Genomic DNA, 15675 nt, shown 5'->3' on the forward strand with positions numbered 1-15675 from the left:
CCCCGAATCCGGGGGCGTCTCGTCGACTTCAGGGCTTCGTGCGATGACGACGGCGTCGTGGGGCCGGCGATGACGACGGCGTCGTGTGACGTCAGGCGCGGGTGCACCCGAGCCCGGCGAGGAAGGTCGCCTCGGCCAGGGCCATGTGTTCGATCTCGGACGGATCGACGCTCTCGTCCGGCGCGTGCACGTTCGCAGCAGGCTCCGACACCCCCGCCAGGATGACCTCGACCCCCGGGATCGCCCGTTCGAGCGTCGCGCAGAGCGGGATCGATCCGCCGCCGCCGAGGGAGCCCACGGAGGACACCCGGTACGACGACGCCAGTGCGCTCCGGAACGCCGACGAGTACTGTCCCGCCGTCGCCCGGAAGCCGTCGCCCGTACCCGTGACCCGCGCGGTGACCTCGACCCCGGCGGGCGCTCGCCGCAGCAGGTGCGCCACGAGCAGTTCGCCGGCGGCAGCGGGGTCGACACCCGGCGGGACCCGGAGGTTCAGCGCAGCACCGGCGGTCGCCTGCACGGACGGTGACGACCCGGCGACGGCCGGCGCATCGATGCCGACGACGGTCAGCGCCGGCCGTGCCCAGACCTGGGATGCCGGGTCCCCGGACCCGATCGGCACCGCGCCGTCGAGCAGCCCGGCATCAGCGGCGAACCGGTCGGCGTCGTAGGGCAGGCCGTCCCAGGTCTGCGAGGCCTCGAGTCCGTCGACGGTGGTGTCCCCGGCGTCGTCGCGCAGCGTGGCGAGCAGGGCCACCAGGGTCGCGACGGCATCGGGCGCCGCACCGCCGAACATCCCCGAGTGCACGTTGCCGTGCAGCGCACGGACGCGCAGCTCGACGAACGCCGTGCCGCGCAGGGTGGTCACGAGCGCGGGGACCCCGACGGCGGCGTTGCCGGCGTCCATCACGACGGCTGCGTCGACGTCGGCGAAGTCCGCTGCGTGGGTGGACACGTACTGCTCGAGACCGTCGGTGCCCTGCTCCTCGGACCCCTCGACGACCACGACGAGCCCGACCGGGAACGAGCCGTGTACGTCGAGCAGGGCCCGCAGTGCCACGAGGTGGGTGACGACCCCGCCCTTGCAGTCAGCAGCACCGCGACCGTACAGGCGACCCTGGCGCTCGGTCAGGGTCCACGGGTCGCTCGTCCACGCTGCGAGGTCGCCGGCGGGCTGGACGTCGTGGTGGGCGTAGAGCAGGACCGTCGGGGCGCCGGGCGGCGCGGGGTGGGTCGCGAGGACCGCCTGCGAGCCGTCCGACGTCGTGACGAGGCGCGAGGTCAGGCCGAGGACGTCGAACGCACCCCGCACGCGCTCGGCGACGCGGCGGCAGTCGTCGAGCGACTGCACGGCTGGGTCGTGGACGGACGGGATGGCGACGAGCGCCGCGAGCTCGTCGAGCCCCGCGGGCATCCCGGTGCGGACGGCGTCGCGGAGCGGGTCAGCGGACACGGTCGCCTGCTGCGCTGCGTCGCCGGTGCTCACGAGCGCCCGATCTCCCAGATGCGGAACTCACCAGAGGCGTCGACCGACTTCGTCAGGCCGGTGAGCGACTTCTGCCCGATGACGTTCTCCTGCCCGGCGAGCAACGGGATGAGCGGCACCGACTCGGCGGTGTCCTGCTGGATCTCCTCGATCTGCTTCGTCCGCTCGGTCGCGTCGGCCTCGACCGCCTGCGCGGCGACCAGCTGCTGCACGGCCCGGTCGTCGAAGTGGTTCGCGAGCAGGTTGACGTCCTCGGAACCGTAGGCCGGCGTCAGGTACGACGAGGCGTCGGGGTAGTCCTGGAAGAACCCGAGCTGGAAGACCGGGTACTCGCCCTTGCCGACGTTCCCGACGTAGGTGTCCCAGCTCGCCGACTGCAGGTCGACCGTGAACAGACCGGTGTCCTCGAGCTGCTGCTTGATCAGCGCGTACTCGTCGTCCGACCCGGAGCCGTAGTGGTCGGTCGTGTACTCGATCGGCAGCGCGACGGGCGTGCGCACGCCGGCCTCCTCGAGGATGGCCGCGGGGTCGGCGCCGTCGTACTCCGTCTGGAAGGCATCGGTCGCGCCGGTGAAGTCGGACGGCACGATCGAGTACGCCGGAGCGTAGGTGCCCTGGTAGACGTCCTTCGCGATCGCCGCGCGGTCGACCGTCGCGGCGACGGCCTGGCGGATCGCGGTCTTCTGCGCGGTGTCGTCACCGGGCATCGTGTCGAGGTTGAAACCGAGGAACCGGACCTCGCCCGACGAGCCCTGGACCCGCTGCAGGCCGTCGTCCTCGGACAACGAGGTGACCTCGGTCGGCGTGAGCTGGCGGTACGCCACGTCGGCGTCGCCCTCCTGCACCGCGAGCTTGAGGTCGGCGGACTTCGTGTACTGCTTGATCGTCACGCTCGACGACTCCGGTGCGGTGCCGTCGTACTCCTTGTTCGCCGTCAACGCGATGGTCGCCCCGCCGTCGGCGGACTGCTGCAGCGCGTACGGACCGGAGCCGACGACCCCGTCGTCCGCGTGGACCTTCGTCTTCGAGAACACACTGCTGTCGACGATCGCCCCGGCCATGCTCGCCAGGACGTACGGGAACGTCTGGTCGTTCGCCTGCTTCAGGGTGAACGTGACCTCGTCGCCGTCGGCCGCCACGGACGCCATGTTGGCGAGCAGCGACCCCGGACCGTTCTCGGAGCCGATGCCGACCTGGCGCTCGAACGAGAACACGACGTCCTTCGCCGTCAGGGCGTCACCGTTCGAGAACGTGAGCCCGTCGCGGATCCGGCACACGTAGTGGGTGCCGTCGGTGAAGTCGCACGACTCGGCGACCTCGGGACTCGTCGTGGTCCCGCCCGCAGGGTAGGTGAGCAGGTGCTGGTACAGCTGTGTCTGCACCGTGTAGCTGCCGCGGTCCCAGGCGCCGGCCGGGTCGAGGGAGGTGACGGGATCGGTCGTCCCGATCACCAGGCCGTCGGAGACGTCGGTGGACGCCCCGGTCGAGGCGCAGCCGGTGAGCACGGCGGCGACGGCGGCGGAGAGCGCGAGCGCGGAGAGGAGTCGGGTCGTCACGGGGTTCCTGAGGGGGATGGTTTCGAGAGGGAGAAACGGGGATGTGCGGCCCCGCCGGTCGCGAGGTCGGCGATCATGTCGCCGAGCAGCGGTGCGAACTTGAAGCCGTGGCCGGAGAACCCGGTCGCGACGGTGACAGGACCACGTCGGTCGATGACGAAGTCCTCGTCGGGAGAGTTGTCGTACAGGCAGCTGATGAAGGTCGGCTCTGATGCGTCGACACCGGGCACGTACCGCGCGACGTAGGCCTGCAGCCGCTCGGCCTCGGCCGGCACGGGCGTGAAGTCGCGGTGGTCCGGATCGACGACGGGTCCGGTGCCGTGGAACCCGACCTTGACGCCCTCGCCCGGGGTGAGCAGGCCGTAGACGTCGTCGTCGGCAGCCCAGTGCACGAAGCTCGGCCACGCCTGGTCCGGCAGACGGCTGGGGAAGTGCGCGGGCTGCTCCTGGGTGACGCGGATGTCCGGGAGGCCCGCCCCGCGTCCGGCGAGCAGGTCGCCGACCAGCGCGGGCGCCCACGACCCCACGGCCGCCACCACGGACGAGCTGCGGTGGGTGGACCCGTCGGACAGCGTCACGGTCACGTCGTCGCCGTGGTCGTCGAGCCCGCTGACCCGCGTGTCGAAGCGCAGGTCGGCGAGCCCGGTCCGCTCGGCCAGGGTCAGGAAGGCCTCGATCGCGCGGTCGGACCGGATGCGACCGGCCGTGGCGTGTGCGAGCACGTGCCCCTCGAACGCGATCCCCGGCCAGCGTGCGGCCGCGGCGTCCGGGCTGAGGGTCTCGTGCGGGATGCCGGCGTCCGTCAGTGCGGCGGCGATGGCGTCGACGACCTCGGCGCGACCGTGGTCGACGGCACCGGTGCGGACGATGAGCTCCTCGCCCGCAGCGCCCTCGAGCGCCTCCCACAGGCCCAGGGCGCGGGAGGTCAGGGCGACGTACTCGGGGTCGGCGTACCCCTGTCGGAAGATCCGGGTCGCGCCGTGGGACGAGCCGTTGTGGTGCCCGCGCTCGTGCTGTTCGACGAGCAGGACGCGCTCGCCGCGGCGGGTGAGGGCGTACGCCGTGGCGGCTCCGACGACCCCGCCGCCGATCACGACGTGCGTCGGGGCCCGGTTGCTCAGCACGTCGCTCATGCCACGGCTCCGGCTCGTCGGGCGTCGGCCTCGCGTCGCGCCGGCATCATCGCGAGCACCTCGGCCTCGGTCGGGGCCGCCGCCGGGAACCGTGCCGGGGCGTAGCGGCTCGCGTCGCCGAGGGTGGTCGTGCCCGTGACGCTCAGTTCCGCCGCGATCCGCCCGAGGCCGGGGCCGTGCGTGACGCCGGACTCGTTGTCGCCACCGGCCACCACGAGCCCGTGCAGCTCGGGGACCGCCCCGACGATGAAGTTCCGGTCGGCGGTCATCGAGACGACGCCCTGCGTGGGGGTCTCGTCGACCCCGAGCACGCTCGCCGCGGCGGGGAGCAGCCGGGCGACGATCGGGTGCAGGTACGTCCGCATGGCGTCGAGCAGGTCCGTGCGCACCGGGCGGCGGTCGGGTTCGTCGCTCCGGTCCGCACCGCCGAGGTGCAGCGGCTCGTACCCGGGGCCGGCACCGTACGTCAGGCCGCCGCGGTGCTCACGGATCCACAGGCCGTGCAGCTCCGGCAGCATGAGGGTCGGCAGGGTGCCCGGCAGACCGAACGGTGTCGTCACGAGCCGGCTGGCGACGACCCGGACCGTCGGCAGCTCGCGCCCGAAGGGGGCAAGGAGGGCGTTCGTCCAGCTGCCGGCGGCGAGCACGACCCGCGCGGCGTCGATGACCTCGCCGTTCGCGGTCCGGACGCCCGTGACGGAGCCCCCACGGGCCTCCAGACCGGCGACCGGCGTGTGCTCGCGGATCTCGACGCCCCGTGCACGGACCGCGTGCACCAGCGCTGCGGCCGTGTCCGGCGCGCTGATCTGGATGCCGTCCGGATGGAGGAAGCCCGCGGTGACCGCTGCCGGGTCGAGTCCGGGCACGAGGTCGGCCGCCTCGGCCGGTGTGAGCGTCCGCGCCCCGGCCGGCCGGAGCGGGTGCTGCTCGAACGGCGGCAGGTGGTCGGCCCGGCCCTGCTCGGTGACGGTCAGCCAGACGTTGCCGTTCTGCCGGTACCCGGTCGGGCCGTGGCCGGCGCCGGCGAGGTCGCGGTAGAAGTCGATGCCGTACTGCTCGACGTCGCGCTCGGACTCGTTCCAGTACCAGGCGTACCCGGCTGCCCACTGGCCGACGAACCCGGCGCCCGCGGTGGTGGTGCCCCCGGCGACCGTGCCGCTGTCGAGGAGCAGGACCCGCTGCCCGAGCGCGGCGAGGTGCCACGCGGCGCTCAGCCCGATGATGCCGGTGCCGACGACGACCACGGGGGATCCGGAGGAGGACATGGAGCGAGCGTAGTGTCCCGAGGTCCCCGACAGGTGTCGTTCATGACGCCGTGTGACGCGGTGCAGAACGGCGATCGCCGTCCCGGTCGATCAGCGGCCGATCAGCGGTCGAACGCGCCGAGCACCGCCGATGCCGACCGGGCCACCAGGGTGTCGTCGTAGGCGGCGTCGGGGTCGTTCCGGGTGGTCAGGACCGAGAGCACGATCGGGTCGCCGCCGGGCGGGGTCACCCGCGCCACGTCGTTCCGGATCGGTCCGGCGCCCCCGGACTTGTCCACCACGACCCAGCCGTCGGGTGCGCCAGCGCGGATGAGTGCGTCACCGGTCGCGTTGCCGCCCATCCAGTCGACCAGCAGCGCGGTGTCGGCGCGGTCCAGGGTGCTGCCGTCGAGCACGGTCGCCAGGGCTGCGGTGAACGCCGCCGGGGTCGTGGTGTCCTCGGTGCTGCCCGGCTCGATGGTGTTGAGGTCCGGCTCGCCGTGGACCACCTCGGTGGTGGTGTCGCCGAGCCCGGTCAGCGCGGCGTCCAGGCCGCTCGGACCGCCGATGCGCGTGAGCACGAGGTTCAGGGCCGTGTTGTCGCTCATCCGGACGGCGGCCTCGGCCAGCTGCCCGTACGACAGCCCGTCGGCCACGTGCTGTTCCGTCACGGGGGAGTACCCGGCAGCGGCGACGTCCGCGGCCGTCCAGTGCACGACCTCGTTCCGGGCGTCCGCGGGCACCGAGCGCAGGAACTGTGCCGCGGCGAACGCCTTGATGGTCGAGGCGTAGCCGAAGCGTCGGTCGCCGTTGTACGCGACCGTCTCACCCGTGACGGTGTCGGTCGCGACGACGCCGACCGTGGCGTCGTACTCGCGTTCGAGGCCCGCGAGTGCTCGGCGGACCGCGGCGGTGGTCGCGGCGTCCGTCCGCGGCGGCGGCGTCGTCGCAGGGGTGCTCGTCGGTGTGCTCGTGGACCGTGCGGACGACGTGGCCGACGCGGTCGGTGCACCGGGGCCGCCACCGGAGCACCCGGCGAGGACGAGCACGGCGACGGTGCCGCCGACGACCAGGGGAGAGCACGGCGCATGGGAGCACCCTGCCGCTCGACCCTGGTCACACGCCGGGAACCGACACCCCGACCCGGGCGACGGAGACCTGCGTCCCGACACCGCGTTCGCGTGCGAGGTCGATCAGCCGGGCCGCGACGGCGAGGTCCTGCGCGCCGAGCCCGACCGAGTCGAACACGGTGATCTCGTCGTCTCCGGTCCGGCCGGGTGCGCGTCCGGCGACGACCTCGCCGAGTTCCGCCGGGTGGAGGTCCTGCGGGACCGCCCCCTCGACCACGGCCTCGAGCAGGTCACCCGACTTCGTCCAGGCGGTGGCCCGGCTGTCGACGAAGAGCGTGCCACGTGCCATCGCCGCGCCGTCGAGCTCCCGGTGCGTCGGGCGGGGACGTGCCCCGACCGCGTTCACGTGCTGGCCGGCGTGCAACCAGGCGCCGCGGACGATCGGGTCGACCGAGGGCGTCAGGGTGCAGAGCACGTCGGCTTCCTCGACCACGCGGCGGACCTCCGGTACGACCACGCACCGTCTGGCCACGTCCGGTCCGACGGCCTCGAGGAACCGGGTGACCGTTCCGGACGACCGTGACCACAGGACGATCCGCTCGAACGGTCGCGTCGCCTCGAAGGCGCGGACGTGCTCGACGGCGAGGTTGCCCGCGCCGAGGATCCCGAGGGTCCGGCTGGCCGATCGGGCGAGGTGCGCCGTCGCGACGACGGTCGTCGCCGCGGTCCGTGCCCGGGTGATCGTCATGCCGTCGAGCACGGCGACGCACTCACCGGTGACCGACGAGGACACCAGGATCGTGGACCGCTGCGACGGCAGCCCTCGCGCACCGTTGTCGGGGATGTCGGCCATCAGCTTGACGGCGACGAGCCCGAGTCGGTCGGAGCGCACGGCCATCGGCAGGAAGAGCGCGTCGTCGGCGCCGGTCAGGGCGACCGGAGCCGGCTGCAGCATCGCGCCGGTCCCGAGGTCGGCGAGGACGGCCTCCACGGCCCCGACGACGTCGACGGCGTCGATGAGACCGGCGACGTCGGCGGCGCCGAGGACGACGGTCACGACGCGGTGACGGCGGCCGAGGCGCCGAGCAGCTCCTCGAGCGACGGGGTGTGGGTCGTGAGGCCACCGTCGAAGAGGATGCGCATCCAGCGGTCCGAGGCCTCGCGGTCGACGACCGCGGAGTCCCAGACGCCCCCGCAGCCATCTCGTCGGCGGCCCGTCGCAGCAGGGCGGCGTCCTTCTCCGGCCACCGGGCGGCGAGCACGGCCGCGATCTCGGCGTCGGCGTCGCCCGCGGTGATCTTGGCCATCGCGGCGGCGATGCCGTCCATGAACCGGCCGACCCGGTCGCCGAGCCTCGTCGATGCGGTCCGTGCGCGTGTAGTAGACGCTGTTCGGCATCACCCCACCGGAGTCGAGGTGCCGGAAGACGATCGTGCCCCCACCGGCGGCGACGAGTTCCTGGGCGGAGACGAGGTCGAGGATGATCGCGTCACCGAGCCCGCCCTGGTACAGCTCGATGAGCATCGCGGTCGACAGGTCGCGGACGAAGCGGGTCGCCGCGACGTCGAACCCGGCCTCGCGGACGAGTCCGGCCGTGAACTCGTACGGGGCGCTGCCGCCGGCGCCGGGCGCCAGGACGACCTTGCCGGCGAGCCAGTCCAGGGTGATCGGGGTCGTCTCGTCGCGGGCGACGATGGTCATCGGGAACCCGTGGTTGAGCTGGCCCACGACCGAGAGCTTGCGCGGGGTCCCGGCGTACATCGCGGGGACCCAGAGACCGCCGAGGGCGAGGTCGGCCTCGTGGGAGTCGATGTCGTCGAGGACGCCGGTCCACGGGTCGCAGGCCTTCGCGGTGACGGAGAGGCCGCGCTCGGCGAACAGTCCGCCCACGTCGGCGACGTACTCGGGCAGGTAGTTGAGGCCGTTCGCGGTCGCCGAGATCTTGAGGGTGTCCATGGTGTTCTCCGATCGTGGGGCGGTGGGCCGGGGTGTCCGGCCCACCGGGGTGGTGCGGGTGGTCAGGCGGGTCAGGCGGTGGTGGTCGAGAGGGCGTTCTCGTTGACGTCCTCGAGCGACCGGCCGCGGGTCTCCGGGGCGAAGCGTGACGCGACCACGAGGACCGCGTACATGACGGCGGCGAGCCCGAAGACACCGGCGAAGGCCCACGAGCCGTACAGCGCGATCGCGGCGAACGGCATGACCGCTCCGGCGATGTTGCCGATGCCGTTGACGATCGAGGCGCCGGAGGCACGGATCGCGGTCGGGTAGACCTCGGCGGTCCACGCCGCGAGGGTGGTGTTCGTCAGCATCGTGAAGAACTGGAACAGGGCGCCGAGGACCAGGATCGCGGCGGTGTCGTTGCCGAAGGCCGCGAACGCCAGGGCGGTCAGGCAGCCGAGGATGCCCGCGACGGCGATGAGGGGCCGTCGTCCGACACGGTTCGCCAGGAGCGCCGCTGCCGTGCACCCGAGGAGCGATCCGATGTTCATGATCATGGTGTAGAGCAGGCTCTGCGACACCGTGTACCCGCGCTCGACGAGCAGGGTCGGCATCAGGAAGTTCAGCGTGACCTGCACGCCGAAGGCCATCCACGAGGCGACGCCGATCGCGATCGTGCGACGGAGCACCAGCTTGTGGAACACCGCTGCGGGCGACGAGTGCAGGGCGACCGGGGGCAGGTCGGCCGGCGTCAAGCGCACCGGGGAGCGGCGTCGGCGGGCGGGGTGAGCGTGTTCGAGGCGAGAACCGCGAGCGACCGGTTCGCCTCGTCGACCCGGCCCTTCGACAGCAGCCAGCGAGGCGTCTCGGGCAGCTTGCGGCGGTACAGGACGACGAACAGGGCGGGGATCGCGAGGATCACGAACGTCCAGCGCCAGACCTGGTCGTCACCACCGAGCGGGACGGCCAGCGGGCCGAGCAGCAGCAGGAACAGGCCGTAGGAGATGAAGTTGCCGATGCCGCCGGCGCCGACGTTGATGGTCGCGATGAGGCCGCCGCGGTACTTGGTGGCCACCATCTCGGACAGCATCGCGATGCCGATCATGAACTCGCCACCGACGCCGATCCCGACGATGAACCGGCTGACGAGCAGCATGTCGAAGTTGACGGAGACGGCGCTGAGGAGGCCGCCGAGCGTGTAGACGAGCAGGTTGAGCCCGAGCGAGAACCGCCGGCCGTACTTGTCGGCGAGCCAGCCGGCCAGGAACCGGCCGACCAGGCCGCCGAGGACGGTGGCGGTGTTGATCGTGGAGAGCTGCACGTCGCCGATGGCGAGCGAGGCCTTGATGTTGGTGGCCATGGCGCCGACGGAGTTCTGCTCGAGAGTGTCGAAGAACTCGCCGGCGAGGATGAGCATGAGGACCCAGAACTGGGCCCGGGTGAAGCCGATCGAGTCGAGGGCGGATCCGATGCCGCCCTCGGGTCGGGCAGCGGAGGGGTTCGGGTTGGTGCGGTGGAGCGGGTTACAGCAGTCATTCGTAACTCCAGCGGGGGAAGAGTGAGGTGGGTGCACCGTGCGGTCACTCTTTTGTATACGAAAAGCTGTTTCAGGCTGGTTTCGAACACGAGACGGTTCGTTACGGCTGCCTGAATCACCCGGATGTTCAAGCATCCAGACGCGTCCCCGCCAAGCTCGCGGACTGTTTTGTATACGTTCCTACGGGTTCAGGGCCCGGTAGATCGCTTCGTCGCGGCGCAGGTGCTCGTCCATCAGCAGCCCCGCCTGCACCGAGGCACCGCGCAGGATCGCGCCGGCGACGGCCGTGTGGTCGTCGCTGCTCGACGCCACCTCGTCCTGCGTGACCCGCTCGAACGCCCACGCCGTCTGGTGGATCAGGTGGTCGATCATCGTCTCGAGCCGGCTGTTCCCCGAGGCGCGTGCCACCAGCCCGTGGAACGCGAACCGCGGTGAGTGCGCAGCCTCGACCTCTTGGTCGGACCGTTCCTCGTGACCGACGGCGCGGAGCAGGTCGGCGCACTCGCCACCCTGGCGACGCGCGGCGAGCTCGGCGGCGAGCACCTCGAGCCCCCGGCGGATCTGCATGAGCTCGATGACCACCTCGGTCGAGGAGTCGGCGACCCGGACGCCCTTGAACTTCTCGGACTCGACGAACCCCTCGGTCTCCAGCTGCCGGAGTGCTTCGCGCACGGGGACCCGCGAGACGCCGAAGCGTTCGGCGAGGGCGTCTTCCTTCAGCCGGGAGCCACGTGCGAGCGTGCCGGCGATGATCTCGGCCCTGATCGCCTTGAGGACAGATGCCGGCTTGGACTCCACAGCACGATGCTAGTTGGAGCGAGTGACGGGAATCGAACCCGCGCTACCAGCTTGGGAAGCTGGAGTTCTACCATTGAACTACACTCGCGCACCCCGCAGAACGGGACTCGGCAAGCCTAGCGGATTCTCGCCTGGAAGCCAGCCGACCGCGCACCGTACGCCTCCTGTCGGGCGTGTGTCGTGCCTCCCGAGTCTCCGCTGTGAGCACGCCAGCCTGACGGACAGGTGTCGTCGTCGTGTGTACCGTCCAGGGAGTTCCAGCGCCGACGAACCCGAGGAGGACCCGGATGGTCAGGCATCCCCTCATCGACGACGTGGTCGGTCCCGCCATCGTGGTCGAGTCCGCCTCGCCGGTCGTGTGGCTGACGGACGCGCTCGCCTCGCTGCTCCGTCGTTCGGCGGACGCCGGCCGCATGGTCGTGCTGCGGACGGGGCGCGAATCCGCGATCACCCCCGCCCTGCGGCACGCGCTCGGTGCGTACGGTGCCGCGTGGGCCGTCGCCGACTTCGACGGGACACTGCGCGACGGCCGGACGGGTGCAGCAGCCTCGGGCATCGAGGACTTCGTGCACCGCGGCCCCGAACTCGTCGGCACGCCCTCGCCCGAGCACCCCGTCGCAGCGGACTCCGTCCGCCAGATCAGCATCGACCTGACGCTCCGCCACCACGCCGAGCGTGCTGTGGACATGGGGTCCGCGATCGAGGCCCTGTGCCACACCGTCGGCACCTGCCCCACCCGCTGGGGCACCGCCGAACCGCTCACCGTGCCGTGGGACCGATGGGTCGTCACGCAGTACGCCAAGCACGAGGCGCCCGGGGTGTCGACCTCGTACGCCGTCGGCGAGGGCTTCTCCGCGACGATGACCGCCCACCTGGTCGGTGGCGTCGTCGTCGAGACGATGTCCGCCGTGTTGACCGTGCCCGAGGAGAACACCGACCCGGAGCTCGCGAACCGCCTGTTCGACGCCGTGCAGCAGGTCGCGGACCAGGTCGTGCCCGTCTTCGGCGTGGTGATGCAGCGCCGGGGGACGCCGACCACCTGATCCGCTCGGTGTCGCACGGCGAGCCGTCGCCGCTCGCCGTCGTCGTCGGACCGGAAGCCTCCGATTTCCTGGACCGCGACGGGGTCTGGCCGCCACCGCGCACCACGACGGCGACGTTCGGCACCCGATCCGGAGCAGGCGACACGCACGTCGTCGACGGCGGGATGATCGTCCGCTTCGAGGACGGCTGGGAAGCCCTCGAGTCCTTCCTCGACCGCATCGACGAGGACCGCTTCCTGCAGCTCGTCGGCGGAGCGCCCCTCGACCCCGCCCACGACGAGGGCACGCTCGACGGACACGTGCGGGACGCCCGGGTGGCAGGCGGTCACGGTGCCGCGTGACGTCACCATCCTCTGCCGCCAGCCGGTCGAGCCGCGGGAGGTCGCCGAGGCGCTGCTCCTGCACGACGAGTCCTGGGGCGTCCGAGCCCTCGACGACGGCCCCATGCTGCAGGTCTGCCGCGACGCCACGCACCCGGTGATCACCGTGCTCGGGGTGCGGCGGGTCGACTCGTTCGACGAGGTCGAACGCATCCTGCCGGACGCCCCGACGATCGCGACGCCGCTGTGGTGGGTCGACACCGTCACCCCCGCGGGGGCCGACGGGGAGTCCGGGATCACGGCGGCGCTCGAGGCCGCACTCGACCTCGACGCGGTCTGCATCGTCCACGGCGACTGACGGAACCGACGCAGCCCGACGCGACGCCTGCCGGAGCCGCCGCGACCCGACACGACGCCTGCCGGAGCGACTCGTCGCGCGGATCGGCCGCGCCGTGCCCCCAGTTGTGGTGAGAACGCAGGTTTCGAGACCCGCGAGTACTCAGCGCCGCTCTACGGTGTGAGGACCCGAGCCGACGAGCCGGGCGAGCACGCTCCTCGTCGGCACCCTTCTCACTGAACAGGGCTCCAGTGCGTACACACCACCAGGGGCGCGCCGTCGCGCGCGCTCGCAAGATCCTCACCGGCGTGGTCGTCGCCGGACTCGCGGGCGTCGCGCTCGTCGGGCTCGGCACGACCACCGCGTCCGCCGCGGCACCCGCGCAGACCACCTTCGTGAACGAGGGTTCACCGGCGCGAGCGCCGGCACCGCCTACATCCTGCCGTCGACGCAGTCCGGTGCCGCGAACGTCGCGTGCCTCACTGCGAAGCCGGCAGCCGGCTCGTCGAACACCGGCTCGGTCCCGACGTGTGCCGGTGCCACGGACGCGGACGGCAGCGGCGCGCTCCGCCTGACCGGTGCGGAGAACAACCAGGCCGGTGGCCTCGGGGCGAAGCAGTCCGTCCCGATCACCAAGGGCGTCGACGCGGTCTTCGACAGCTACCAGTACAACGGCACCTCGGCTGACGGCATCGTCTTCTACCTCGCCGCGACCGACCCGTACAACCCGACCGTGCCGGCGAAGATCGGCTACCTGGGCGGTTCGCTCGGCTACAGCGCGAGCACCGCGAACAACGCGCAGGGCCTCTCCCACGCGTACCTCGGCATCGGCCTCGACCGCTTCGGCAACTTCGGCAACCGCGAGTTCGGCGGTACCGGCTGCACGACCGACCAGGGGACGAACCGGACCCTCACGGCGAACGCCGTGACCGTCCGAGGCCCCGGCGACGGCGGCACCGGCTACTGCGTGCAGTCCCGCACCGTGGTCAACGGGTCGCTCAACAAGACCGGCGTCACGGACCGTGCGCAGGCCAAGGTCCCCGTCGAGATCGTGATCAACCCGACGTCGTCGGCGCTCACCGCGCAGGAGAACACCGCGGTGTCCGTTCCCGCCGGGCAGTACGCGGTCGTCTTCACCTCCATCGGCGGCACGCAGCAGATCGTCCGTGGCGCCCTGCCGAAGCTCACCACCGGCAACGCCGCGAACGTCGACCCGTCGTGGGTCGACCCCGCCACCGGCTACCCCTACAAGCTCACCTACGGATGGGTCGCGGGCACCGGCGGACAGAACGACATCCACGAGGTCAACTACCTCCGCACCACGACGGCCGCCGGTCCGGTGCCGGTGCTGACCGCCAGCACGGGAGGCACGGGAACCGTCGCGCACGCCGGTTCCGGCGCGTACACGGTCACCCCCACCGTCTCCGCTGACGGTGGCTCCGAGTCCCAGCTCGTGCGCACGACCACCACGTTCCCGGCGGGCGTCACGCCCGACGTCTCCGGCGTGACCGGTGCGGGCTGGACCTGCCAGCCGCCCGTCGGGCAGGTCGTCACGTGCGACCAGGCCGTCGACGCGGCATCGCCCCTCGCACCCGGCACGGTCCTGCCGACGCTCTCGATCCCGTACACGGTGACCGGCGCAGCGCGCACCGCGACGATCTCCACCGTCCTGGCGTCCACGGACGCCGAGGCGGTCACCGTCACCCGCGTCCTGACCGTCCAGCAGCAGGGCACGACGCTCACGGTCGACGACGCCACCGCGACGGTGGGCGACACGGTCGCGCTGACCGCCCAGGTCGCATCGTCCGCGAAGACCGGTGCAACCGCGCCGACCGGCACCGTCACGTTCACCGACACCGAGACCGGCGCGGTGCTCTGCACGGCGACGATCGTCGACGGTGCGGCCTCGTGCGACACGACGACGTCGACGGTCGGCTCCCGCGGGGTCACCGCGACCTACGAGGGTGACGCGGACCACACCGCTGCGACCGGCACGGGCACGCTCACCGCGACCAAGGTGCCGACGGCCGTCGTGGTCGAGTCGACCCCGACGTCCGCTGCGTACGGCGAGCGGATCACGCTCGACGCCACCGGCCTGGGCTCCGGCTCGGAGACGGTCGCCGCGCCGACCGGCACGATCGAGTACCGCGATGGCACCACCGTCCTGTGCACGGCGACGCTCCCCGACACGAGCTGCGTGGCCGAGGACCTCGGCGCCGGCACGCACACGGTGACCGCCGTCTACTCCGGCGACGCGCTGCACGCCGGCTCGACCTCGGTCGCAGTGGACCTGACCGTCCGCAAGGCCTCGGCGACCATCGGCACCCAGCCCGCTACCGGTGGCGGCGACCCGAGCGACGGCGGCGAGCCGACCGTACCCGACACCACGGTGACGGTCACGCACGGCGAGACCACCACGCTCGACACCCCGAACGTGCCCGAGGACGCCACCGGCACCATCGAGTACGTCACCGACGACGGCACCGTCCTGTGCACCGCGACGCTGCCCGACACCACGTGCGCGATCCCGTCCGACCTGCCGGGCGGCAAGTACACCGTGCACGCCCACTACAGCGGCGACGACAACTACGAGGCCGCCGACGGCGCCCCGTTCGAGCTGGTCGTGACCGCGCAGTCGACGGCGCTCGTGGCGAGCACCGACGCGACGGCTCCGGTCGTCGGCTCGAAGGTCCGCCTGACCGCGTCCGGCCTGCCCACCGGCGCGACCGGCACCGTGACCTTCACGGCCGCGGACGGCACCGTCGTGTGCACCGTCACGTTGCCCGAGTCGACCTGCGAGACCAACGCCCTGCCGGTCGGCACGAACACGGTCACGGCTGCCTACAGCGGTGACGCGTCGTTCGCCGCGTCGAGCAGCGCGCTCGAGATCGTCGTCGCGGCGCTCCCCGCCGTCGAGCCGACCGACGAGCCGACCACGCCGGAGACCTCGGCGCCCGCGCCGTCGGCCACCGTGTCCGCCACGCCTGCGCCGACCACCACCGGTGCGCTCGCGTTCACGGGTTCGCCCGTCGCCGTGGGCACCGCCATGGCACTCGCCGCAGCGCTGCTCATCGCGGGCCTGGTGCTCCTGATGGTCCGTCGCACCCGGGCCGCTCGCGGCACCGTGGCCGACACCACCGCGGAGTAACCGGCCGCACGGACGAGGACGGCGCCCCGGGCAGATGCCCGGGGCGCCGTCCTGTTCGTGTGTCT

Annotated in this window: 14 protein-coding genes and 1 tRNA gene; 4 read left to right on the top strand and 11 right to left on the bottom strand. The window is 72.2% G+C overall.

Features of this window, described 5'->3' with window-relative positions; all coding sequences use genetic code 11:
- Positions 1-91 precede the first annotated feature (91 nt).
- The 11 genes from JN350_RS04850 to JN350_RS04900 form a co-directional block, all read right to left on the bottom strand.
- Entirely contained in the window at positions 92-1486 is a 1395-nt protein-coding gene (locus tag JN350_RS04850; protein WP_240347557.1) for a M20/M25/M40 family metallo-hydrolase, read from the bottom strand.
- Positions 1483-3042 (bottom strand): ABC transporter substrate-binding protein, encoded by a 1560-nt coding sequence (locus JN350_RS04855; RefSeq protein ID WP_205463730.1) that lies wholly within the window; start codon positions 3040-3042, stop codon positions 1483-1485. The genes JN350_RS04850 and JN350_RS04855 overlap by 4 nt, the downstream gene beginning before the upstream one ends.
- Positions 3039-4175 carry an FAD-dependent oxidoreductase gene (locus JN350_RS04860; RefSeq protein ID WP_240347558.1) on the bottom strand — a complete coding sequence of 379 codons (1137 nt, stop codon included), beginning with the start codon at positions 4173-4175 and terminating at the stop codon, positions 3039-3041. The genes JN350_RS04855 and JN350_RS04860 overlap by 4 nt, the downstream gene beginning before the upstream one ends.
- Positions 4172-5440 carry an NAD(P)/FAD-dependent oxidoreductase gene (locus JN350_RS04865; RefSeq protein WP_205463731.1) on the bottom strand — a complete coding sequence of 423 codons (1269 nt, stop codon included), beginning with the start codon at positions 5438-5440 and terminating at the stop codon, positions 4172-4174. Before JN350_RS04865 ends, JN350_RS04860 begins: the two co-directional genes overlap by 4 nt.
- 101 nt (positions 5441-5541) lie before the next feature.
- Positions 5542-6468 (bottom strand): class A beta-lactamase, encoded by a 927-nt coding sequence (gene bla, locus JN350_RS04870; protein ID WP_240347559.1) that lies wholly within the window; start codon positions 6466-6468, stop codon positions 5542-5544.
- A gap of 67 nt (positions 6469-6535) precedes the next feature.
- Positions 6536-7546, bottom strand: a complete 1011-nt coding sequence (locus JN350_RS04875) for an ornithine cyclodeaminase family protein (RefSeq protein ID WP_205463732.1) — start codon at positions 7544-7546, stop codon at positions 6536-6538.
- The gene (locus JN350_RS04880; RefSeq protein WP_205463733.1) at positions 7543-8445 is read right to left on the bottom strand and encodes an ABC transporter substrate-binding protein; all 903 of its coding nucleotides are present in this window, start codon (positions 8443-8445) and stop codon (positions 7543-7545) included. Before JN350_RS04880 ends, JN350_RS04875 begins: the two co-directional genes overlap by 4 nt.
- A 71-nt stretch (positions 8446-8516) precedes the next feature.
- The gene (locus JN350_RS04885) at positions 8517-9182 is read right to left on the bottom strand and encodes an MFS transporter (protein ID WP_205463734.1); all 666 of its coding nucleotides are present in this window, start codon (positions 9180-9182) and stop codon (positions 8517-8519) included.
- Positions 9179-9844: an MFS transporter gene (locus JN350_RS04890; RefSeq protein WP_205463735.1), complete on the bottom strand. Its 666-nt coding sequence runs from the start codon at positions 9842-9844 to the stop codon at positions 9179-9181. Before JN350_RS04890 ends, JN350_RS04885 begins: the two co-directional genes overlap by 4 nt.
- Before the next feature lie 300 nt (positions 9845-10144).
- The gene (locus JN350_RS04895) at positions 10145-10762 is read right to left on the bottom strand and encodes a GntR family transcriptional regulator (protein WP_205463736.1); all 618 of its coding nucleotides are present in this window, start codon (positions 10760-10762) and stop codon (positions 10145-10147) included.
- Positions 10763-10776: 14 nt separating this feature from the next.
- Positions 10777-10850: transfer RNA gene (locus JN350_RS04900), tRNA-Gly, on the bottom strand.
- Between the two features lie 199 nt (positions 10851-11049).
- Between JN350_RS04900 and JN350_RS04905 the strand changes: the two genes are divergently transcribed.
- From JN350_RS04905 to JN350_RS04920, 4 genes are all read left to right on the top strand, one after another.
- Positions 11050-11805: a DUF6177 family protein gene (locus tag JN350_RS04905; RefSeq protein ID WP_205463737.1), complete on the top strand. Its 756-nt coding sequence runs from the start codon at positions 11050-11052 to the stop codon at positions 11803-11805.
- An 8-nt stretch (positions 11806-11813) separates the two neighbouring features.
- A complete protein-coding gene (locus JN350_RS04910) occupies positions 11814-12146 on the top strand; it encodes a hypothetical protein (protein ID WP_205463738.1) in 333 nt (110 codons plus the stop codon).
- On the top strand, positions 12136-12483 hold the full coding sequence (locus JN350_RS04915) for a hypothetical protein (RefSeq protein ID WP_205463739.1): 348 nt from the start codon (positions 12136-12138) through the stop codon (positions 12481-12483). Before JN350_RS04910 ends, JN350_RS04915 begins: the two co-directional genes overlap by 11 nt.
- Positions 12484-13195: 712 nt before the next feature.
- Positions 13196-15610, top strand: coding sequence for an Ig-like domain repeat protein (locus JN350_RS04920; RefSeq protein ID WP_205463740.1), 2415 nt, complete (start codon positions 13196-13198; stop codon positions 15608-15610).
- Positions 15611-15675 lie beyond the last annotated feature (65 nt).

Origin of the sequence: Curtobacterium sp. 24E2, from assembly GCF_016925595.1 — a bacterium.
Lineage (GTDB): Bacteria > Actinomycetota > Actinomycetes > Actinomycetales > Microbacteriaceae > Curtobacterium.